Annotated in this window: 21 protein-coding genes; 15 read left to right on the top strand and 6 right to left on the bottom strand. The window is 72.1% G+C overall.

The features are described 5' to 3' along the window. Nucleotides 1-50: 50 nt before the first annotated feature. Nucleotides 51-662 (bottom strand): TetR/AcrR family transcriptional regulator, encoded by a 612-nt coding sequence (locus tag K7C98_RS38325; protein ID WP_224196871.1) that lies wholly within the window; start codon nt 660-662, stop codon nt 51-53. Between the two features lie 180 nt (nt 663-842). Here K7C98_RS38325 and K7C98_RS38320 point away from each other — a divergent pair, with 180 nt between their 5' ends. Further along, entirely contained in the window at nt 843-2,648 is a 1,806-nt protein-coding gene (locus tag K7C98_RS38320) for a glycoside hydrolase family 44 protein (protein WP_224196870.1), read from the top strand. 213 nt (nt 2,649-2,861) lie between these two features. Here K7C98_RS38320 and K7C98_RS38315 read toward each other — a convergent pair whose 3' ends face one another. After that, nucleotides 2,862-3,005 carry a hypothetical protein gene (locus K7C98_RS38315; protein WP_224196869.1) on the bottom strand — a complete coding sequence of 48 codons (144 nt, stop codon included), beginning with the start codon at nt 3,003-3,005 and terminating at the stop codon, nt 2,862-2,864. Between the two features lie 125 nt (nt 3,006-3,130). Continuing rightward, entirely contained in the window at nt 3,131-4,540 is a 1,410-nt protein-coding gene (locus tag K7C98_RS38310; RefSeq protein WP_224196868.1) for a PLP-dependent aminotransferase family protein, read from the bottom strand. Between the two features lie 139 nt (nt 4,541-4,679). Between K7C98_RS38310 and K7C98_RS38305 the strand changes: the two genes are divergently transcribed. The 4 genes from K7C98_RS38305 to K7C98_RS38290 all read left to right on the top strand — a co-directional run bounded on the left by K7C98_RS38305 (nt 4,680) and on the right by K7C98_RS38290 (nt 6,321). Beyond that, nucleotides 4,680-5,051 (top strand): GNAT family N-acetyltransferase, encoded by a 372-nt coding sequence (locus K7C98_RS38305; RefSeq protein WP_263430218.1) that lies wholly within the window; start codon nt 4,680-4,682, stop codon nt 5,049-5,051. A gap of 1 nt (nt 5,052) precedes the next feature. Continuing rightward, complete coding sequence (locus K7C98_RS38300; protein ID WP_224196866.1) at nt 5,053-5,670, top strand: FMN-dependent NADH-azoreductase; 618 nt, start codon at nt 5,053-5,055, stop codon at nt 5,668-5,670. Further along, on the top strand, nt 5,667-6,098 hold the full coding sequence (locus K7C98_RS38295) for a carboxymuconolactone decarboxylase family protein (RefSeq protein WP_346660336.1): 432 nt from the start codon (nt 5,667-5,669) through the stop codon (nt 6,096-6,098). Before K7C98_RS38300 ends, K7C98_RS38295 begins: the two co-directional genes overlap by 4 nt. An 85-nt stretch (nt 6,099-6,183) precedes the next feature. Beyond that, complete coding sequence (locus K7C98_RS38290; RefSeq protein WP_224196864.1) at nt 6,184-6,321, top strand: hypothetical protein; 138 nt, start codon at nt 6,184-6,186, stop codon at nt 6,319-6,321. A gap of 6 nt (nt 6,322-6,327) precedes the next feature. Here the strand turns inward: K7C98_RS38290 and K7C98_RS38285 are convergent, their stop codons facing one another. Further along, a complete protein-coding gene (locus tag K7C98_RS38285) occupies nt 6,328-7,515 on the bottom strand; it encodes a hypothetical protein (RefSeq protein WP_224196863.1) in 1,188 nt (395 codons plus the stop codon). Nucleotides 7,516-7,666: 151 nt separating this feature from the next. On the opposite strand from K7C98_RS38285, the gene K7C98_RS38280 reads away from it, so the two are divergent. After that, nucleotides 7,667-8,302, top strand: coding sequence for an NAD(P)H-binding protein (locus K7C98_RS38280; protein ID WP_224196862.1), 636 nt, complete (start codon nt 7,667-7,669; stop codon nt 8,300-8,302). Between the two features lie 128 nt (nt 8,303-8,430). Here K7C98_RS38280 and K7C98_RS38275 read toward each other — a convergent pair whose 3' ends face one another. After that, entirely contained in the window at nt 8,431-8,841 is a 411-nt protein-coding gene (locus K7C98_RS38275; RefSeq protein ID WP_224196861.1) for a rhodanese-like domain-containing protein, read from the bottom strand. A 33-nt stretch (nt 8,842-8,874) separates the two neighbouring features. Continuing rightward, complete coding sequence (locus K7C98_RS38270; RefSeq protein WP_224196860.1) at nt 8,875-9,957, bottom strand: hypothetical protein; 1,083 nt, start codon at nt 9,955-9,957, stop codon at nt 8,875-8,877. Nucleotides 9,958-10,072: 115 nt separating this feature from the next. Here K7C98_RS38270 and K7C98_RS38265 point away from each other — a divergent pair, with 115 nt between their 5' ends. The 9 genes from K7C98_RS38265 (at nt 10,073) to K7C98_RS38225 (ending at nt 19,984) form a co-directional block, all read left to right on the top strand. Further along, on the top strand, nt 10,073-12,166 hold the full coding sequence (locus K7C98_RS38265; protein WP_224196859.1) for a hypothetical protein: 2,094 nt from the start codon (nt 10,073-10,075) through the stop codon (nt 12,164-12,166). Nucleotides 12,167-12,430: 264 nt separating this feature from the next. Beyond that, nucleotides 12,431-13,126 (top strand): MerR family transcriptional regulator, encoded by a 696-nt coding sequence (locus K7C98_RS38260; protein ID WP_224196858.1) that lies wholly within the window; start codon nt 12,431-12,433, stop codon nt 13,124-13,126. Beyond that, nucleotides 13,123-14,355 carry an IscS subfamily cysteine desulfurase gene (locus tag K7C98_RS38255; RefSeq protein ID WP_224196857.1) on the top strand — a complete coding sequence of 411 codons (1,233 nt, stop codon included), beginning with the start codon at nt 13,123-13,125 and terminating at the stop codon, nt 14,353-14,355. The genes K7C98_RS38260 and K7C98_RS38255 overlap by 4 nt, the downstream gene beginning before the upstream one ends. Nucleotides 14,356-14,405: 50 nt before the next feature. Continuing rightward, a complete protein-coding gene (iscU, locus tag K7C98_RS38250) occupies nt 14,406-14,816 on the top strand; it encodes a Fe-S cluster assembly scaffold IscU (protein WP_224196856.1) in 411 nt (136 codons plus the stop codon). Between the two features lie 8 nt (nt 14,817-14,824). Beyond that, a complete protein-coding gene (locus K7C98_RS38245) occupies nt 14,825-15,157 on the top strand; it encodes a HesB/IscA family protein (protein WP_224196855.1) in 333 nt (110 codons plus the stop codon). A gap of 119 nt (nt 15,158-15,276) precedes the next feature. Continuing rightward, nucleotides 15,277-15,789 carry a Fe-S protein assembly co-chaperone HscB gene (gene hscB, locus K7C98_RS38240; RefSeq protein WP_224196854.1) on the top strand — a complete coding sequence of 171 codons (513 nt, stop codon included), beginning with the start codon at nt 15,277-15,279 and terminating at the stop codon, nt 15,787-15,789. Beyond that, nucleotides 15,786-17,765, top strand: coding sequence for a Fe-S protein assembly chaperone HscA (hscA, locus tag K7C98_RS38235; protein ID WP_224196853.1), 1,980 nt, complete (start codon nt 15,786-15,788; stop codon nt 17,763-17,765). Before hscB ends, hscA begins: the two co-directional genes overlap by 4 nt. Before the next feature lie 6 nt (nt 17,766-17,771). Next, nucleotides 17,772-18,116, top strand: a complete 345-nt coding sequence (locus K7C98_RS38230) for a 2Fe-2S iron-sulfur cluster-binding protein (protein ID WP_224196852.1) — start codon at nt 17,772-17,774, stop codon at nt 18,114-18,116. A 608-nt stretch (nt 18,117-18,724) separates the two neighbouring features. Continuing rightward, nucleotides 18,725-19,984, top strand: coding sequence for a M24 family metallopeptidase (locus K7C98_RS38225; RefSeq protein WP_224196851.1), 1,260 nt, complete (start codon nt 18,725-18,727; stop codon nt 19,982-19,984). The last annotated feature ends 62 nt before the right edge of the window (nt 19,985-20,046 follow it).

Genomic DNA, 20,046 nt, shown 5'->3' with positions numbered 1-20,046 from the left:
AGTCAAGTTCGAGAGCGCGAAAACGCGCGGACACCACGGAGGAACCGCGCTCACGTGCTCTGTTGCGGCGGTCCGGCCAGCCCGAGCGCGAGCCAACCGGTCCGCGGGAGCTGGCGCAGCAGCTCGAGGTCGTCGTGGACCCGGGCCTGGGCCAGCGCGCCCTGGACGAACGCGGACAGGCTCTTGGCCGCCGCCACCGGGTCGCCCGGCGGCAGCGCGCCCGCGGCCTGGGCGTCGCGCAGGGCCGTTTCCAGGTAGCGGCGCAGCGCCAGGCTGATCTCCTGGGCCTTGGCCGCCACCGCCGGGGGCCGCTGCACGCACTCGCTGCCGATCGTGTTGTGGAAGCAGCCGAGGACGCGCCCGTACTGCCCGCGGATCTCCGCCTGGCGCTCCGAGATGTGGGCGAAGTACCGGGCCAGGCGCTGCAGCGGCGGCCGCGAGGCCGAGAACAGCTCGTCGAGCACCGGCCGGCGCGTCTCCCAGTGGGCGTCCAGCGCCGCGACCACCAGATCGTCCTTCGACGCGAAGAAGTGGTAGAAGCTGCCCTTGCGCACCTGCGCGCGCTCGCAGATCGCGTCGACGCTGACGGCCCCGTAACTGGAGGTCCAGCTCAGGTCGATCGTCGCCCGGATCAGGCGCTCGCGCGCGTCGCCTCGGCTCACGAGCGCGGTTGTACTTGACCGTTCGTCTCCTCGCAACTGCGCCTTCTCCGCAGCCCGCCCCGTTCGCTGCATCGCCCCTCGTAGTTCGCCGACCTCGTCCTCGCGGCCTCGCGGCGGGCGCGTCATCGACCTGTCCTTCAGGACACCTTCATTCGCGCCGCGCTCGGCTACCCTGGCGCGATGCAGCTTCGTTTAATTGCCGCACCGCTCGCGCTCGTGCTCGCCGCCTGCAACGGCGGCGGCAGCGAGACCACCGCCACGACCCAGTCCACCGACCACTCGACCCAGGCGACCGCCGCCGACCCGACCGGCGATCCCGGCGGACCTGACCCGACGGACAGCAGCACCGAGAGCCCGCCGACCGGCGGCGATCCGACCGGCGACCCGACCTCGAACTCGAGCACCGACCCGACCGGCACCAGCGGCCCCGAGCCGGGCCCGCTGGTCGAGCCCGGCGATCCGGGGCGCGGCGACGTCACCTTCGAGATCCGCGCCGACACCGACCGGCGCCCGATCTCGCCGTGGATCTACGGCACCAATCAATACGACGACCTCGCCACCACCAACCGCGGCCTCGGCCTGGTACGTCAGGGCGGCAACCGCATGACCGCCTACAACTGGGAGAACAACGCCAGCAACGCCGGCTCCGATTATCAGCACCAGAACGACGACTACCTCGCCTCGCAGCTCGGCGTCGACGGCGACATCCCCGGCGAGGTCGTGCGGGCGCCGACCGCCGACGCCCTCGACGCCGGCGCCGACATGCTCGTCACCGTCCCGATCTGCGGCTACGTCGCGGCCGACAAGGACGGCGGCGGCGACGTCAACCAGACCCCCAATTACCTGCAGGCGCGCTTCAACCCGACCATCGCCCGCAAGGACGCCCCGTTCGACGGCGACCCCGACCTCGGCGACGACGCCGTCTACCAGGACGAGTTCGTCGCCTGGCTGCAGGCGCAGTTCCCCGACGCCTTCTTCGGCGACACCGCGCGCGTGCTGTTCTCGCTCGACAACGAGCCCGACCTCTGGTCGCACACGCACGGGCGGATCCACCCCGATCCGGTCGGCTACGCCGAGCTCGTCGCCAAGAACACCGAGTTCGCCGCCGCGATCAAGGACGTCGCCGCCAACGCGGTCGTCGCCGGCTTCGTATCCTACGGCTATTCCGGCTACACCACCCTGCAGAACGCCCCCGACGCCCAGGGCGAGTTCATCACCTATTATTTGCAGGCCATGGCCGACGCCGAGGCCCAGGCCGGCGTGCGCCTCGTCGACGTCCTCGACCTCCACTGGTACACCGAGGTCCACGCCAACGGCCAGCGGATCACCGGCGACGACAATTCACCGGAGTCGGTGGCCGCGCGCGTCCAGGCCCCGCGCTCGCTGTGGGACGACAGCTTCCAGGAGGACAGCTGGATCGCCAACGACGTCCTCCAGGGCCCCGTGCGCCTGATCCCCTGGCTGCAGGAGCGCATCGACGAGCACTACCCCGGCACCGGCCTCGGCTTCACCGAGTACAACTTCGGCGGCGGCGGCCACATCTCCGGCGCGATCGCCCAGGCCGACGTGCTCGGCATCTTCGGCCGCGAGGGCGTGCGCCTGGCCGCCTACTGGGCCCTGTCCGATCAGACAGCCATGATCTGGGCCGCCTTCCGCGCCTACACCAGCTACGACGGCCAGGGCGCCCACTTCGGCGACACCTCGATCCACGCCGTCACCTCCGACATCGCCGCCACCAGCGTCTACGCCAGCACCGACGCCGGCGACCCCGCGCGCACCGTCATCGTCGCCATCAACAAGACCGACGCCCCGCGGACCGCCGCCGTCACCCTCGCCGCATACGCCGAATACTCGAGCGTCGCCGTGTGGCAGCTCGCGGGCGCCGGGCCCGAGCTGGTCGCCGCGCCCGACCTCACGCCGACGGCCACCAACGCCTTCCTCTACGAGATGCCGGCCCACAGCGTCAGCGTCCTCGTGCCGCAGTGAGGCGGCGTGCATCAGTTTGCGACGTTCAAGTCAGCGCCGCCGAGCGCAGCGATCGCTCTTGCTCGCCGGCGGCCGGGCCCGGTCGACGGCGTCCCGGCCCCAGCGGCTCGCGTCCAGCGCGGCCCACCGCGGACCGGCGCGCTCGCCGCTCCTCACGCAGGAGGACATGTTCGATCGAGCATGTCCTCGCGGTCATACGCGACGGGGCGACGATCACCAGCCGTGGTGCTCCCAGACGTAGCCCAGGTGGAAGGAGTCGGCGGCGAGGGCGTGCATGATGCGGATCCGGAAGTCGCGGTTCTTCGCCGTCTGCGCATTCCCTTCCTGGATGATGGCATGGTACTGGGGGATGTCCATGTCGACGCCGAACAGGTAGTGGTCGGTCGTGTCGTCCTCGCTGCGGACCCAGAACTCCGTGGACGGGCCGAAGCCCGAGGCCGGCCCTCGCTCCGCGGCGAGGTGCCCGGCTCCGCCGGTGACATTTACAGGCGCCAGGCTGCCCGGAGCCTCTCCGCGAGGCTGCGCGCCGCGGCCGAATCGGCGACATTGGTGAAGCCGAGCAGCAACCCCGGCTCGACCGCGTGGTGGTGCTGCCAGTCGCTCAGCGCCTGCAGCCCCATGCCTGCGCGTTGCGCCGCGCGGGCCAGCGCGCGGTCGTCGGTGCGACCCTGCAAGCGCACGAGCAGGTGCATCCCGCCGGCCTGCAGCTCGACGCGGAGGCGCGCGCCGAACACCGCCTGCAGGCCCTCGACCACCGCCGCCCGGCGCCGCGCGTACAGGCCGCGCATCTTCTTCACGTGGCGGGCGAAGTGACCCTCGAGCATGAAGTCCGCGACGACCTCCTGGACGAGCTGCGGGCACCCGCCGTGGAAGGCCGCGCAGGTCGCCTCGAAGCGGGCCACGTCGGGCTGCGGGACGACGACGTAGGCGAGGCGCAGCGACGGCAGCAGCACCTTGCTGAAGGTGCCGGCGTGGTACACGACGCCCTCGCGATCGAGGCTGGCCAGCGCGGGCAGCGGCCGGCCCTGGTAGCGGTATTCGCCGTCGTAGTCGTCCTCGAGCACCCGGGCTTTCGACGCCGCGGCCCAGGCGATCAGCTCGAGCCGGCGGGGCAGCGCGAGGGCGACCCCCAGCGGTGATTGATGCGAGGGCGTGACGACCGCGAGCCTGGCCCGCGCGGCGCAGCGGCGACCCTCCGCGATCCGCAGACCATCATCATCGACCGCCACCGGCACCGCCTGCGCGCCGTGGGTCTCGACGAGCAGGCGCGTCGGCGGATACCCGGGATCTTCGATCCACACCGGATCGCCGGGGCGCAACAGGGTGCGCGCCAGCAGATCGAGGCTGTGGCGATAACCCGCCGTGACGAACACCTGCGCCGGCGCGCAGTGGAGGCCGCGCGAGAGCGCCAGGTGGGCCGCGATGGCCTCGCGCAGCCGGGGGTCGCCGGCGGGCGCGGGGTAACCGTCGTGGAGCCTCGTCGCATCGCGCAGCCGGCGGGCCGTCAGGCGCGACCACAACGCGTGCGGGAAGGCGTCGAGCGCCGGCAGGCCGAGCTGGAACGGACGCACCGCCCGCGGGTCCGGGAGCGCGACGGCAGGCGCAGCCGCACGGGCGCGGCCGAGCCGGACCGCGTGCGGCCCGATCTCCGCCACGCGGGTGCCCGCTTGCCCCTGCGGCAGCAGATAGCCCTCGCCGACCAGCAGGTCGTACGCGGCCTCGACCGTGCCCCGCGCGAGCCCCAGCGCGCTCGCCAGCCCGCGGATCGACGGCACGCGATCACCGGGCCGCAGCCTGCCCCCGGCGATCGCGTCGCGGACGTGCGCGTAGATCTGCCGATAGTACGGGGCGCCCGCGAGGTCGAGCGTCAGCGAAAATCGCGAGGCCGACATGTCCCAGTGATTTTCGCAGATCTTGGCTCTTCTGACCAGGACATGGTCGCACCATACTCGCGGCGTGACGATCGCAAGCGACGAGGTTTCACTGCGGCACGCGGACCAGGACGACGAGCTCCGCGCCTGCTTCGCGGCGATGGTGGCCCTGCGACCGGGCCTTCAGGACGCCGAGGAGCTGCGGACGCGAGTCCGCCGCCAGCAGGCCCAGGGGTACCGCCTGCTGGCCGCCTGGCGCGCCGGCGAGGCGCTCGGGCTCGCCGGCTACCGCGAGCTCGAGAACCTGATCTACGGCCGCTTCGTCTACGTCGACGACCTGGTCGTGCGCGAGGAATTCCGCCGCGAGCGGCTCGGCGAGCGCCTGCTCGCGGCCGTCGCCGCGGAGGCGCGCCGGCTCGGCTGCGTCCGGCTGGTGCTCGACACCGGCCTGGGTAACGCGCTGGCGCAGCGCTTTTACTTCCGTCAGGGCATGCTGGCGAACGGCATGCACTTCGGCCGGAGCCTGGCCTGACATGCCGGCGATCCTCGCAATCTACGCGAGCCCGCGCGGCGCGGCGTCTCACAGCGGGCAGGCGGGCCGAATGGTGGTGGAGCGCCTGCTGCGACGCGAGCCCGACACGCGCCTGCTCGTCCGCCACCTCGGCGTCGAGCCGCCGCCGCACATCGACGCGGCCTACGCCGCGGCGATGGAGACCCCCGAGGCGCAGCGCACCGCCGCGGACAGGCAAGCGCTCGCGCGCTCGGAGGAGCTGATCGCCGAGCTCGAGGCGACCGATCGCCTGGTGATCGCGACGCCGATGCACAACTTCACGGTGCCCTCGTCGCTGAAGGCGTGGATCGATCACGTCGCGCGGGCGCACCGCAGCATCGCGCTGACGCCCCGCGGCAAGCAGGGCATGCTGGCGGATCGGCCCACCTACGTGCTCGTCAGCGCCGGCGGCGTCGTGTCGGGCGAGGGGCCGCGCCAGCCGGACTTCGTCACCCCCTACCTGCGCCACGTGCTGGCGGTAGTCGGGATCCGCGACGTGCAATTTCACCTGCTCGAGGCCCTCGTGCGCGGGCCGGACGCGGTGCAGGCCGCAGAACGACGCGCGCGCGCGTGGCTGGACGAACAACTACCGGAGGAATGACGATGGCTCGGTTCGATTACGCCAAACTCTCGCCCGAAGTGCTCCAGGGCTTCCACGCCGCCCACGCCGGGCTCGTCCGCGGTCCGCTCGGACGGCCGCTGATCGACCTCGTGTACCTGCGCGTGTCGCAGATCCACGGCTGCCCGTATTGTCTGGAGATGCACGCGAAGTCGTTGCGCGAGGGCGGCGAGACGACCCAGCGCATCGACACCCTCGCGGGCTGGCGCGCGAGCGAGGCCTACACCCCGCGCGAGCGCGCCGCGCTCGAGTGGGTCGAGGCGGTGACGGACATCGCCCACACGCACGCGCCCGACGCGAGCTACGTCGCGCTCGGCGAGCACTTCAGCGAGCGGGAGAGCTCCGATCTGACGCTGGCGATCGCATTGATGAACGCGCTCAACCGCGTCGCCATCGCCGCGCGCCGCTGATTCCGACGCCGCGCAGCGCTCACACGCGGACGGAGAAGTCGGTCCCGTCGGCGAGGTGGAGCGTCGACGAGCGGAAGCCGCTGGCGTGCATTCGCCCGACCACGGCCTCACGCTCGCCCGCCGCCTGCGCGCCGCCTCGCACGTGATCGACCCCGACTGCGGCAGCGCCCTGCTGTGGACGCGCTCGCGCGAGATCCTCGCCGCCCTGCTCGCCGACGGCTGAATCACCTCACCCGCAGCAGGCCGTCCAGCAGCACGAGCCGTCGTCCTGCCCGCAATTCTGCCCGCCGTTCGTCCAGCCGCAGTCGCAGCTGTCCATCTCCTCCTGCGAACAATCGCCGCCGCCGCCCGAGCACGCGGCGATGTCGTTCAGCGGCCCCCGGTCGATGCCGGAGACTGCCACCAATTGCGGCGGGCACGCCACCTCTTGATAATGCAGGTTCGGGTTGTCGGCGACCTCGTACCAGTCGGCGTACCACTGGCAGCCCGCGGCCAGCTCGGCCAGGCCCGGCTCGTCGAACACCGCCGCGCAGCGGGCCAGCACGCACTGCTTGAGTGCCGCGTGGTCGTCGTTGCCGACCTGCTGCTGGCAGTGCGTCATGAACCCGCCGTAGGTCGCCCCGAGCTCCGGCGTCGCCACGTCCCATTGATAGGAGCAGGCGTCGAACAGCCCCACCCCGCCGCCGGGCGTGAGGATGTCGAATTGCCCGCCGCCGACGTCGTGGCCGATGTTGGTCGCCTGCACGATCATCGTCTTGGGCCCGAGCGCCACCGACCCGGGGTCCTGCGCGCTGTAATGCCCGGTCCCGTCGAAGTCGAGCTGATAGCAGCGCCCGCAGATGTCGCCCATCGCCGGCACCGCCGCGAACCCGTACGCCAGCGTCGGCGACACCGCCCACGGCGCCATGCTGTAGCACGTGAACGCGCTGCCCTCGGCCGGCGCCTGGCACGAGCTCGCCACGTCGTACGCGGCTCCCAGGCTCTGGTCGTTCTTGTCGCAGCTCTGCAGCGGCTCGGTCGCCGGGTTGACGTTGCCTTCCCACCCGCAGTGCGCCTTGCAGCAATCCCAGTAGCGGGTCGCGTAGCCCTGACAGGCCGTATCGTCGAGCGGCGGCGGATCGCCGGCCGTGTCCGTCTCGCCCGTCCCGTTCGTGCTCGTGTTCGTCGTCGTGCTCGCGCTCGTCGTGCTCGCCGCGGTCGCCGTCGCGCTCGTCGCCGTCGCCTCGGTCGCCGCGCCGCTCGTTGGCTCGCCGGTCGTCGGCGAGGGCCCCGAGCCCTCGCTGCCCGGTCCGCCGCTCTCGCTCGCCAATTGCGTCCCGGCCTGCGTGCTCGCGCCGCTGGTGGCCTCCCCATCGCCCGGACAGGCGGTCAGCAGCCCCAGGAGCAGCGTGCAGGCGAAACTCGTCCGATTCGTCACCCGGCGATTGTCGGCCAGCCGCGCCGCGAAATCACCTGTCCTCATCCTCGCCCGCGCACGGTCTCGTGACCGGCCGCCGCGGCTCGCCCGGCTCGCGCTCCCGCGCCTCGCGTGTTGGCAGGCGCCGGACCGCTTGCTAGCGTGGCCGCCGATGCCCCCGCAGGATCGCGTCCTCGTCATCGGCGGTACCGGTCGCACCGGTCGTCACGTCGTCAATTACCTCCGCGAACAGGGCCGTCCGCTGCGCCTGCTCGTCCGCGACCGCGCGCGCGCCGAGGAATTGCTGGGCAGCGGCCTCGACCTCGTCGTCGGCGACGTCCTCGACCTCGACCTCGGCCCGGCCTTCGCCGGCGTCGCCCACGTCATCAGCACCCTCGGCAGCCGCGACGTCCACGGCGGCGGCCTGCGCACCGTCGACCTGCCCGCCACCGTGCGCCTCGTCGCCGCCGCCAAGGCGGCCGCCGTCGCGCGCTTCGTGCTCTGCTCGACCATCGGCGCCGTGCCCACGCCCGGCGTCCCGCCGCACATGCTCGAGTGGTTCGCGCCCAAGGGCGAGGCCGAGGCCGCGTTGCGCCAGAGCGGGGTCCCGTTCGCCATCATCCGCCCCGGCGGTCTGGTCGACGGTCCCACCACCGACCCGCGGATGATCGACTGCCGCCAGGTCGCCCGCGCCCTGGTCGACGCCACCACCCGCGCCGACGCCGACGCCGCCATCTTCGAGCTCAGCAACGCCCGCCTGCAGCAGCCCGGCGCCGACCCGACGCTGGGCCTGCGCGTCCCGGCTTGACCCTCGGACATGCCCTTCAGGACAGCTTATTTTTAAACTGTCCGATGAGACATGTCCATTCCTACGGCGCGCCCGCCCTTTAGGACATGTCCACAAGAACATGTCCCTCAGCGCTGCCTGCGCCGGCGCTAGCGCTTGAGCGACGCGTGGTCGTGCCCGGGCAGCGTCGTCGTCACGGCTGGCCCGCCGCCGGCGACCCATCCGCCGTCGCCGTTGCCGCCGCTCCAGCCGCCGACCTGGTCGAGCAGGCGGGTGTAGCCGAGCCCCTCGAGCACCGCGGCGGCGCGGGCGGAGCGGCCGCCGGCCTTGCAGGACACCATGATCGGCGTGTCCTTGCCGAAGTGGGCCTGGACCTCGGCCGCGAACTCGGGGTTCGGGACCATCCCCGCCGGCCCCATGTGCATCAGCGGGATGTTGTAGGCGTTCGGCGCGTGGCCGGCCTCGAACTCGGGGACGCTGCGGACATCGAGGTGCACGAGGTCGGGCTCGGCCGCGACCTTGGCGATCGCTTCGGGCGTGCTGAGGCGCTGGATCGGCATGCCGGGCTTTCGTAGCCCGGCCCGGCCCGGCCTTCAACCCCCGGCCGTCGCCCCGGGCGCGCCGTCCCCCTTCGTCGCGCCGACCTCTGCCTTCACCCCGCTCGCCTCGCCGCTCGCGGCCTCGGGCCGCGGGGCGTTCATCGCCGGCGCCTCCGGCAGCGGCTTGCCGTCGACGCGCACCGCGATCTCCTTCCCCTCGGGCCCCGGGACCAGCTTGACGAACTGGTACGCCAGCGTCGAGTGCGTCACGTACTTGCTGGCGGTGTCGGTCGCGGTCGTGAACTCCTCGCGCAGCAGGTGCGGCTCGCCGGCGTCGACGAAGAAGAACAGCGTCCCGCGGACCACCCCTTGCACCGACGTCTTCGCGCCCGGCGCCGTGTACTGGCCGACGTACGTCAGCTCGGCCCGCATCCCCGTCTCGGGGTCGCGCTCGAGCTTCGTCAGCTCCCACAGCACGTCGCGCGTGTCGACCACCCCGCCCGAGCGCATCTGGCACTTCGAGCGCCACTTGGCGCCGACGCCGATCGCCTCCTCGGGGAAGCGGATGCAGAAGAACCGGTTGGCGTCGACCAGCGCCTGCCCGGCCTTGCCGTCGGCCTGCTCCTTCGGCCCCGTGACCGTCGTCTTGCCCGGCCGCTCGCCGGTCGCCAGCAGGCGGTGGCTCGTCACCAGCTGGTCGACCGCCTTCTCGTCGTTGACGAGGAACTTGCCGTTCGGCGGCTCGGCCTCGAAGTTGACGTAGCGGTGCTCGAGCGTGCACGCGCGGGTGAAGCCCTCGCCGTCGCAGTCCGTGAGCGTCAGTCGTTCCTCGCGGGCGAACCCGGTCGGCTGGACCAGCGAGCCGAAGCGGATGTTGCCGATCGTCGTCACCCGGTAGGTCGAACCTTCCTTGAGGGACAGGTGGATCTCGGCCCTTTCGGACGGTGGCGGCGGCGTCGTCGGGGCCGCTGGATCGGCCTTCGCCGCGGGGCCGTTCGCCCCCACCGGCGTCGGCGACGCCGGCGGGGCCACTTCGGGCACCGGGGCTTGCTCCCGCTGTTGCAGGCGCGAGGGCCCAGGATCGCCGCACGCCGTCACGCAGGCGAGGAGAAAACCGGTGGAGTACGGGCGAAGCACGCGCGGAGCATCGCACGGCCGGTCCTGGGTCGCACGCGGGACGACATCATGGCCGCGCGCGACATCGCGCGACACATGTCACACACCCACCCCGGTTTTCGCTATCCTGCGCCGCATGTCGAACCCCCGCCTGTCCCTCTCTCTGAGCACGCTGGTGCTGCTGGTCGCGTGCAATCAAGTCACCTCGTCAGAGAAGGCCGCCGAGACCAAGACAGACGCCCCGGCCGGGGCCACGGCGCCGGCCGCCCCGACCGCTCCGGCGCCGGCCGCGCCGACCGGCCCGGCCACCGTCGACGAACTGCTCGGTCTCGTCCAGGACGGCACCGCTTCGTACGTCGTCTTCAAGGCTCCCGACAGCCTCCTCGCCCTCGCCGAGACCGCCGCGAGCACCTTCGAGCAGCCGCTCACGACCCTCGTCACCGCCACCTCGCCGGACAAGGTCTCGACGCTGACGGAGAACTTTGCCCTGTTCAAGCACGGCGTCGCCGACGCCAAGGCCGCGCTGGCCAAGGCCGGCACCGACCTCGCGCGCGGCATCGTCGTCACCAGCACCTCGCTGAGCGGCGGCGACGACACCGTCGTGACTTTCTCCGCCAGCAGCGCCGAGGCCGCCCAGGGCCTGCTGGCCGCGTTGAAGATCCCCGACGCCGCCACCGCCGTCTGTCAGGCGGTCGCGACCCGCCCCGGCTACGTCACCTGCGCCAAGGACCAGGCGACCATCGCCGCCTACAAGCCGGCCGACGGCAAGACCGCCCGCACCCGCCTCAACGCCGCGCTGCCGGCCGTCGCCGTCGACGACCTGGCGTTCTTCGGCTACGTCGCCGACGGCGACGTCCACTTTGGCCTCGACAACCCGGCCGGCGGCGCGACCCTCCACGTCAGCGCCCCGCCCGACGCCAAGGACATGTTCACCACCCTCGCCCCGGGTCAGGCCGACCTGCTGCGCTTCGCCCCTCCCGGGACCGGCTTCATGTGGATGAAGCTCGACCTCGACGAGTTGAAGAAGAAGGGCCTGAGCGAGGTGCCGCCGCCCTTCAGCGCCACCGTCGGCGCCTTCACCGGCGAGATCCTGTTCGGCGGCAGCGCCGATCCGGCCGCCCTCCAGGCCCGCTTCGGCTTCAGCGACACCTCCTCGCTGGCCCCCCTGGCCGACCTCGCGGTCGCGTTCGGCAGCCCGATGATCCACAACAAGCCGATCCCCGACGTCCCCGGCAGCAAGGTCTCGTTCAAGGCCGAGAACGTGTCCGTCGGGCCAGACAAGGTCAAGGCGCTGCACTTCGGCGCCAGCGGCGTGCCGCAGGCCAAGGCCCTGGCCGAGCAGCTCGGCCTCTCGCTCGACGCCTGGGTGTTCCCGGCCGAGGGCACCCTCGCCGCCGTCGTCGGCGCCGACGCCAAGTCGGTCGGCCTGGTCAAGGCCGCCGCCGACAGCGAGGCCACCATCGCCGCCCTGCCGCCCGCCCTGGCCCAGTCGCTGCGCGCCGGCGAGGTCGGCTTCGTCGGCCACATCCCGCTCGACGGCCTGCAGAGCCCCGCGCTGACCCGGCTCCTCGACGGCGCCCTGGCCAGCGTGCCCGGCTACAGCCCCGCGAACGCGCGCTCCGCCCTCGCCGTGGTCGCTCCGGTGTCGAGCACCACGATGTGGGTCAGCGAGCACCAGAACGCCGGCGTGATCCACTTCGCCGTCCAGACCATCGGCAACACCACCGACGAGGAGGGCAAGGCCGCCCTCGCCGCCGCTGCCAGCGCCGACCCGGTCAAGGCCTTCACCGACCTCGCCGCCAAGTACCCCAACTCGCCGCGGATCTCCGCCTACCAGACCCGCGCCGGCCAGGGCGGCCCGGGCGCGCTGATCGGCGGCTCGGCCCCCGCGCTGCTGATGGCCACCGCCGCCGCGTACGCCGTGTTCTCGCCGGCCAGCATGACGGGCACCGGCGACGCGATCGCGACCCCCCCGGTGGTCGAGGCGCCCAAGGCCGAGGAGCCGAAGGCCGAGACTCCGAAGGCCGAGACCCCGAAGACCGAGACCCCGAAGGCCGAGACCCCGAAGACCGAGACCCCGAAGGCCGAGGAGCCGAAGGCCGAGGAGCCGAAGGCCGAGACTCCGAAGGCCGAGGAGCCGAAGGCCGAGACCCCGACGACCGGCGGCATCAAGATCGACGCCTCGAAGGTCGAGACCGGGAAGCCGAAGCGCGTCGGTCGCCAGGAGTGACGACGCGGCGCGCGCGGCTCCGCCCCGAACTCATCCCGGACCCGCACGCGCACGTCAAATTGGAGCCCACAACCATCGGGCGATCGCGGACAGGCCCAGCCATTCCGCGGTCGCCCTTGGCCTTTTCCCGGGCGTCTTCTCGCGTGAAACGGCGGTTGACAGCGAAGCGCGCGCGTGTCAGTTTTTCCCCACCACCTCAACTCTTACGTATACGTGAGAGATACTTTCCTCCCGCACGAAATCGTGCATCAGGTCGAGGGCCTCATGAGCATCAGCGAAGCCAAGCCCACGCTCGCGCCCGCCGCCGGCATCACCAAGCCTGGCCGGATCAAGATCGGCGAGCTCGCGCGCAAGACCGGCAAGACCCCGCGAGCGCTCCACCTCTACGAGGAGATGGGCCTGCTCGTCCCGAGCGCCCGCACCGAGGGCGGCTTCCGCCTGTACGGCCCCGACGAGGTCGCGCGGGTCTACTGGATCACCAAGCTCCAGGACATCGGCTTCAGCCTGCCGCAGATCCAGAGCCTGCTCCACACCGTGGCCGCCTCGCAGACCGCGCCGGAGGCGATGAACAGCGTGCGCGAGCTGTTCCGCGGCAAGCTCGACGACACCCGCGCGCAGGTCACCCGGCTCTTGCAGCTCGAGCGCGACCTGTCCGAGAGTCTCGCCTACCTCGAGGGCTGCCGCCTGTGCCAGGAGCCCGCCAAGCCGGACGCGTGCACCAACTGCATCAGCGAGCGCCGCAGCGACGAGCCGACGCCGTCGCTGGTGGTCGGCATCCACCGCAAGCCGAACGGCGACCCGCCGGCGGCCCGCCCGTGCGCGATGGACATGTCCCCGCGGACATCCCCGCCTGACCTGTCCGCGCGGACATCCAACCCCGAGCTCGTCGCCCGGCCCGACTACGCGGCCCGGTCCGCCGAGCACACGGCCCCCACCGACGCCGAGGGGACCTTCCCATGACCCAACAAGCAGCCAAGCGCCCGATCTACCTCGACTACGCCGCCACCTGCCCCGTCGACCCGCGTGTCCTCGAGGCCATGTTGCCGTACTTCAGCGACCGCTACGGCAACGCCGCCAGCCGCACGCACGTGTTCGGCTGGCAGGCCGAGGAGGCCGTCGAGGCCGCCCGCCGCGAGATCGCCACCACCCTCAACGCCGACCCGAAGGAGATCACCTTCACCTCCGGCGCGACCGAGTCGAACAACCTCGCGATCAAGGGCGTGGTCGAGTACCTGGCCGAGAGCGGCAAGAAGCACCTCGTCACCGCGGTCACCGAGCACAAGGCCGTCCTCGACACCTGCAAGCACCTCGAGCGCCACGGCTGCGAGGTCACCTACCTGCCGGTCGGCGTCGACGGCCGCGTCACCCCCGAGCAGGTCGCCGCCGCGCTCCGGCCCGACACCGCGCTCGTCTCGTTGATGTTCGCCAACAACGAGACCGGCGTGATCAACCCGGTCACCGAGATCGGCGCCGTCTGCCGCGCGGCCGGCGTCCTGTTCCACACCGACGCCGTGCAGGCGTTCGGCAAGGTCCCGGTCGACGTCGAGGCCATGCACATCGACCTCGCCAGCCTCAGCGCCCACAAGCTCTACGGGCCCAAGGGCGTCGGCGCGCTGTACATCCGCCGCCGCAAGCCGCGCGTGCGGATCGCCCCGCAGATCCACGGCGGCGGCCACGAGCGCGGCACCCGCTCCGGCACCCTCAACGTCCCGGGCATCGTCGGCTTCGGCTACGCGGCCAAGCTCGCGCGCGAGGAGCTGGCCGGCGAATCGGCGCACGTGCTCGAGCTGCGCGAGCACCTGCGCCGGCGCCTGGTCACGGAGATCCCGCACGCGATCGTCAACGGTTCGCTCGAGCATCGCCTGCCCGGAACCCTCAACATCAGCTTCGCCTACGTCGAGGGCGAGAGCCTGCTCATGGGACTCAAGGACATCGCCGTCTCCTCCGGCTCGGCCTGCACCTCGGCCAGCCTGGAGCCGAGCTACGTCCTGCGGGCCATGGGCCTCGACGACGAGCTGGCGCACTCCAGCTTGCGGATCACCATCGGTCGGTTCACCACCCGCGAGGAGCTCGACTTCGTCGCCGACCTCATCGCGCGCGAGGTCGCTCGCCTGCGCGACATGTCCCCGCTGTGGGAGATGGTGCAGGAGGGCATCGACCTGCGCACCATCGAGTGGACCCCGCACTGATTGACTTCCGGGCCCTCCGGGCCCAATCACTACGCGCGAAGAGAGACGCCATGGCGTACAGCAACAAAGTCATCGACCACTACGAGCACCCGCGCAACGTCGGCAGCCTCGACAAGGGCGACGCGAGCGTCGGCACCGGCATCGTCGGCGCGCCCGCCTGCGGCGACGTCATGAAGCTCCAGATCAAGGTCGAGAACGGCGTGATCACCGACGCCAAGTTCAAGACCTACGGCTGCGGCTCGGCGATCGCCAGCTCGAGCCTCGTCACCGAGTGGGTCAAGGGCATGAGCGTCGACCAGGCCATGCAGATCAAGAACAGCCAGATCGCCGAGGAGCTGTCGCTGCCGCCGGTCAAGATCCACTGCTCCGTCCTCGCCGAGGACGCGATCAAGGCCGCGATCCGCGACTTCCAGCAGAAGCAGGGCGCCGCCGCCGGGCCCGCCGGCGACTCCGACCACTGATCCCCGTCATGCCCAGCCTCACCGTCACCTCGCGCGCCGCCAAGGTCATGCGCGACCAGCTCGCCCGCCGCGGCACCCCGCAGGCGTGCATCCGCCTCGGCATCCGCGGCGGCGGCTGCACCGGCTACTCGTACCTGTTCGAGTTCGAGGACAAGCCGCCGCGCGCCAACGACCTCGTCGTCGAGCAGGACGGCGTCAAGGTCGTCGTCGACCCCAAGAGCCTGTTCTACCTCGACGGCACCGAGGTCGACTTCGAGACCGGCATCCGCGGCCACGGGTTCAAGTTCAAGAACCCCAACACCAAGGACGCGTGCGGCTGCGGCGAGTCGATCTCCTTCTGACTCCGTCTCGGACCTGTCCGATTCGACCTGCCCGATCCGACCTGTCCGATTCGACCTTTCCCTGAGCACCTGTCCTCTCGGACCTGTCCTCTTCGACCTCCTCGCCTGGCACGGCCGCCATGTCCGCGGACACCGACCCATTCGCCCTGTTCGACCTGCCGCGCCGCCACACCGTCGGCCGCGACGCGATCGAGGCGCGTTACCTCGAGCTCTCGCGCGCGGCTCACCCCGACAACGTCGTCGGCGAGGGCACGGCGGCCCGCCGGGCCGCGGTCGAGCGCGCCAGCGCCGTCAACGCCGCCTATCGCGTCCTGCGCGACCCCGTGCTGCGTGCTGAGGCGCTCGTCAAGCTCGGCGGCCTCGACCTCGACAGCACCGACCCCGAGCGCGGCGCGCCCCACCCGACCCAGGAGTTCCTGCTCGAGATGATCGAGCTGCGCGAGCGCCTCGAGGACGGCGGGCCCGCGGGGCTCGACGCGCTGCGCGACGACGTCGACGCCCGCAGCGAGGCCGCCCTCGACGCCGCGATCGCGGCCCTCGACGCCGGCGAGTTCCGCCGCGCCGCCGAGCACCTGGTCGCCCGCCGCTACTTCCAGCGCTTCCTCGACGAGACCGAAGCCAGCGCCCCATGACCAGCGTCTCCATCCACGACACCGGCGCGCTGTTCCAGATCGCCGAGCCGACCGACCAGCGCCGCGCCCAGCGCCGCCCCGGCCGCGGGATCGGCATCGACCTCGGCACCACCAACAGCCTCGTCGCCCTCGCCCCCCACGGCGCCGCTCCACGTGTCCTTCGGGACAGCTCGGGCAGCGGCCTGGTGCCCTCGGTGGTCGCCTACACCGCCGATCCGCCGCTGGTCGGCCGCGCCGCCCAGGCGCTGCAGGCCGAGCACCCGGCGCAGGTGGTCAGCAGCGTCAAGCGGCTGATGGGCCGCGGCCTCGCCGACATCACCTTCGCCCACCCGTACCACCTGTCCGAAGAGACACCCGGCCTCCTCCGCCTCGACATCGGCAGCGCGGACGCCCCGCGCCGCGTCACCCCGACCGAGGTCTCGGCGGCGATCCTGCGCGAGCTCAAGCTGCGGGCCGAGGCCGAGCTGGGCGAGCCGTGCGACGGCGCCGTCATCACCGTCCCGGCCTACTTCGACGACGCCCAGCGCCAGGCCACCCGCGACGCCGGGCGGATCGCCGGCCTCCAGGTCTACCGCCTGCTCGCCGAGCCGACCGCGGCCGCCCTCGCCTACGGCCTCGACCGCGGCGGCGAGGGCCTGTTCGCCGTCTACGACCTCGGCGGCGGCACCTTCGACGTCTCGATCCTCCGCCTGCACAAGGGCGTGTTCCAGGTGCTGGCGACCGGGGGCGACAGCGCGCTCGGCGGCGACGACTTCGATCGCGCGCTCGCGGCTCACCTGCTTAAAAAGTCAGGTGTTGCCGAGCCCTCGCGCCACCAGCTCGACGGCGCGCGCCTGGCCGCGCGCGCGGCCAAGGAGCGCCTGACCGAAGAGACAGTCACGCGCGTGACCCTGGCCGGCCTGCCCGAGCTCGAGCTGACGCGCGGCGAGTTCGAGGCGCTGATCGAGCCGCTGGCCCAGCGGACCCTCCGCGCCTGCCGCCAGGCGCTCAAGGACGCCGGCCTGCGCGCGCCCGAGCTCGACGGCGTGGTCCTGGTCGGCGGCTCGACGCGGGTGCCGAAGGTCCGCGAGCTCGTGGCCGAGGCGTTCAAGCGCCCGCCGCTGGCCGACATCGACCCCGACGAGGTCGTCGCCTGGGGCGCGGCGATCCAGGCCGACATCCTCAGCGGCTCCGCGCGCGAGGGCGTGACCCTGCTCGACGTCGTCCCGCTCTCGCTCGGCCTCGAGACCATGGGCGGGATCGTCGAGAAGATCATCCCGCGCAACGCCACCATCCCGATCGCCGCGCGCCAGGTGTTCACCAACTACGCCGAGCACCAGACCGGCATGGTCATCCACGTCGTCCAGGGCGAGCGCGAGCTGGCCCGCGACTGCCGCAGCCTGGCCCGCTTCGACCTCAAGGGCATCCCGCGCCTGCCGCCGTCGATGGCCCGCGTCGAGGTCACCTTCCAACTCGACGCCGACGCGCTCCTCACCGTCTCCGCGCGCGAGCTGATGACCGGCGTGCGCCAGTCGGTCGAGGTCAAGCCGACCTACGGCCTGTCCGAGGAGGAGGTCGACCGCCTCGTCATGGACAGCCTCGACCACGCCGGCGACGACTACGCCCGCCGCAACGCCGCCGAGGCGCGGGTCGAGCTCGGCCGCGTCGTCCTGGCCTTGCGGACAGCTCTGGCCGAGGTCGGCCACCTGCGCGAGCTCCTGCCCGACGACGAGCGCGCCCGCCTCGAGGCCGCCCTCGCCGCCGCCGACGCCGCGATGGCCGACCCCGACGCCCTCGCCGACCCGCTCAACCGCGCCCGCACGGCGCTCGAGAAGGTCAGCGAGCCGTTCGCCCGCCGCCGCATGGAGCGGGCCCTCAACGCCGGCATGGCCGGCAAGAGCCTCCACGACATCGAGCGCGCGCTCGCCGACGACGAAGCCCTGCACGAGAAGCGGGCCGGCCACACCCCCGAGCTGCTCGAACCCGAAGAGCCCTGAACAAGCATGCCGACCGTCACCTTCATCGGCCCCCATGGCACCAAGGTCGTCGAGGCCGAGCCCGGCGAGACCCTCCTCGACCTGGCCGAACGCCACGACATCATGATGGGCTCCGCCTGCGGAGGCGTGTGCGCCTGCTCCTCGTGCCACTGCTACGTCCGCCAGGGCCTCGCCGCCCTGCCCGAGATGTCCGACGCCGAGAGCGACCGCCTCGACATGGGCTTCGACGTCCGCCCCTACAGCCGCCTCGGCTGCCAGGTCAAGGTCGGCACCGCCGACCTCGTCGTCGAGCTCACCCAGGAGTCGATCCGCACCTGGTACGACGAGCACCCGCAGGCCCGCAAACCTTGACACCGAGCTGGCCGAATGCGCATGTCCTCGGGGACATGCCCTGAGGGCCACGCCGTTCCGGTGGCGCCGGCGCGGCGAACTCCGGCTCGAGCTCATGCGAGATCTCGCCAGCCGGCGAGCGCGCGCTGCTGAGCAAATGGATAGCCCCTCTCGTCACAGTCGCATCGGCGCGCCGGCGCTATCGGATTGTCGAACGCGAGCCACGACACGCGCCTCGTGACCGCGGCTCTATGGGCGACCCGCGAATGTGACACTGTTACAAGATGCACGGACCGAATTCGCTGCGCCGCAGGCCCGTCCCGCCAGCTCTTCGCATCGCGCCGGGTCACCTGCGCCCCGCGAATCTGACACCGTCACGCCTGCACGGAGCGACCGATGCGCCCCTGTTCAGGCCCCCTCGCGGGCGCCGCGGGGGGCGTGCCGCCATCTGTCGCTTCGCGCTGGGGGCCACCTGTGCCCCGACCTTTGGGGACAAGAGCGGTGTTGCCGCCCACAGCGTCCGCGAGGGGGACGGCGAACGTACGGCCCGTGCGTGATCTGAAGAGGACAACCTCTCCAGACCGCCGCGACGGCGCGCGCGCCTGCAGTCCGGGGGCTACACTCCTCGCGTGCACCGTCGCGCGTTCGTCACCGGCACGCTCGCTGCCCTGTCTCTTGGGTCATGTTGTTCCTCCGCTCCGGCCGCTCCGCCCGTGACCCCCGGCGACGACCGCTTCGCCGCCCTCGCCGGCATGTGCGACGGCCTCGCCCCGATCGGCCCCGACGAGCGGGCGCGCCGGCGCGAGCGGGCCCAGGCGCTCATGCAGGAGCATGGCTTTTCCGCCATATTCTTCGAGCCAGGTGATTCGCTCGTCTACTTCACCGGCATCCGCTGGGGGCGGAGCGAGCGGCCGATGCTCTACCTGCTGCCCGCGCGCGGACCGGGGGCCGTGATCGCGCCGGCCTTCGAGTCGAGGACCCTGCGCGAGCGGGCCGGCGAGGACCTCGCCCAGCACCTGTGGCAGGAGCACGAATCGCCGTACGAGCGGCTGGCCGAGGCGCTGCGGGCAACTGGCGTCGGCGGCGGCAAGCTCGGCGTCGATCCCTGGACCCGCCACTTCATCGTCGACGGCGCGCGCGCGGCCTGCGAGGTCGAGATCGCTCCGGCCACGCCGGTGCTGCGCGGCTGTCGGACGATCAAGAGCGCGAGCGAACTCGCGCTCCTGCGGCGCGCCAACGAGGCGACCAAGGCCGCGCTGAGGGCCGTTTCCGCGCATGTCTCCGAGGGCATGTCCGAAGGAGAGCTCGCCGGACTCGTGCACGCGGCCCAGATCGCGGCTGGCCTCACGGACACGTGGGCGCTGGTGCTGTTCGGCGCCAACGCCTCGTTCCCCCACGGCACCCGCGGCGAGAAGCGGCTCGCTCGCGGCGAGCTGGTGCTCGTCGACGCCGGCGGGGCGCTCCACGACTACCAGTCCGACGTCACGAGGACATGGCCCTTCGGACCTGTCTCTTCGGCGCAGGCGCGCGCGTGGCAGGCGGTCCATCGCGCACAGACGGCCGCTCTGGCCGAGCTGCGGCCGGGGCGGTCGTGCGAGGCCGCCGACGCCGCGGCGCGCGCCGCGATCGCCGCTGCCGGTTACGGCAACGACTACGGCCGCTTCACGCATCGACTCGGCCACGGCATCGGGCTGCAGACCCACGAAGACCCGTACCTCGTGCGCGGCAACCGGGACCTGCTCGCGCCCGGCATGACCATGTCCGACGAGCCAGGTGTCTACTTGGTTGGTGAACTCGGCGTGCGACTCGAGGACATCGTCGCCATCACCGAGGGAGAGCCGGAGGTATTCGGCCCGCGGGCCGGTTCGATCGAGGCCCCGTTCGGGTGATGAGCCTCGCCTCCTCGTGCGCGACCTTGATCTCCAAGAGCGAAGGCCGGGGTGGTATAGGC

The organism is Nannocystis pusilla (assembly GCF_020073745.1).
Classification (GTDB): Bacteria; Myxococcota_A; Polyangia; order Nannocystales; family Nannocystaceae; genus Nannocystis; species Nannocystis radixulma.
Note: the sequence above shows the minus strand (reverse complement) of the source record. Positions and strands in the feature narration are given on the sequence as shown.